Consider the following 1426-nt stretch of genomic DNA (forward strand, 5'->3'; position numbering starts at 1 on the left):
CGGTATCCGGTCGAGGTGTCCTGGCGCTCGCCGGTCGGCCTGGAACGACGCGGCGAGATGACCATCGACATGGTCTGCGACGCCCCCTACGCCCCATTGAACCTGCTGCAGATTCGCACGTCCTAGAGGAACCGGCCACCTCGCTAACCCCGCGGACGAAGGGATCCGGAAGAGACCAGCGACATCGAGGCACGCATCCTCGCCGTGGCGGCCGGCGGCCGCACGAGCACCCGCATCGCCAAGGAGGCGGGCCTGACCGCGGACGGGGTCAACTACCATCTCGCGCGCCTGTCCCGGCGCTGGGGAGTCACGAACAGAACAGCTCTGGTGGGACGCGCCTACGTGAAAGGGGTCCTCTCATCGCAGGCCTGGCCACCCGCGCCCGCCGCCGCAGCCAAACCCGTACAGGGACCGGCGGACCTGCCACGGTGATCGGGTATGGCGTGCAGCCGTGACCTTCGCGTCGCGCCCGGTCAAGCCTTGTCGCATCGCAACGAGAGGCTGGGTTGGTGCAGTTGTACGCACAGGCGTCCGCCCAAGCCCTACTCCATAGTGTGATTGCCTTGCGTCCGCCGGTCGGGACGCGCCATCGACCAGAACTTGCCGTCCGACCTGATTGACTTGGGCGGACTGGCCGGAGATCACCGCCAGGCTCACCAGGCAGGACGCATGGTGGCGCACCCCACCAGGGTGGCCGCCACCTGCCACCTCGCTCGCCTTGCAAGCCCCTCCGAAGGGTTGATCCTGGCGGAGAGTGCCGTCCGTCGACCATGACCTGCACTGGGGATCCCGATCCTGGCTGTAACCGCAACCAGCAACCTCAACTGCAGACCAAACTCACAGGCGTCCCGCATCGCCGAATCGAGATAAAATGTTGCAGTATGGGCGATTCATTCTTCGATGGCCTCAGTGCGTTGCGAGCGGATCCAGCAAGGCGTGTTCGGCGCGGCTGCCGGTCGGCGGTCCTGTGGGTGGAGCGCGGGTGGGCTGCGGCGGGGGTTGAGCAGGCAGTAGCGCGCGTGAGTGCGGATCTCGCAGATCCCCTGGAGAGAGGCACTGCTGTTCGAGGTCAGTCGGCGTGCCTGGCGATACATCCCGGTCTGTCGCGTGGTGCCGGATCGGCGCAGGTCGGTACCGACCTGGGGGGCAGCGGGGTAGCGGCCGGGAGTCGCTTGCGGGCGTACTCGTCGCGCACCGAGCGGGAGGGGTAGGGCGCGTGTCAGGCTCTGCCGTCCCCATCCCCGTTGCCGGACCCGGTCGCGAAGCGGCTGAGCTGGACCAGGCGCTGGCCGAGGTCGTGGCCGACACGGGCGCGCACGTCGCGGGGCTTTACGTACTGGCGCCCAGTGAGCAGGTCCTACGCCTGGAGGTGGTGACCGGGATTCCATCGCACATCGTCGGACCCTGGGCGCGCGTCGGGCTGGCG

The 1426-nt window shown here is 68.2% G+C and carries 2 protein-coding genes; both read left to right on the forward strand.

Features of this window, described 5'->3' with window-relative positions; genetic code table 11:
* Positions 1–195: 195 nt before the first annotated feature.
* Entirely contained in the window at positions 196–432 is a 237-nt protein-coding gene (locus ACWFR4_RS48935; protein WP_453658475.1) for a LuxR C-terminal-related transcriptional regulator, read from the forward strand.
* A 784-nt stretch (positions 433–1216) separates the two neighbouring features.
* Positions 1217–1426, forward strand: a 210-nt coding sequence (locus tag ACWFR4_RS48940) for a hypothetical protein (protein ID WP_453658473.1), incomplete at its 3' end; no start/stop codon positions are given.

It is taken from the genome of Streptomyces sp. NPDC055140, assembly GCF_053607285.1.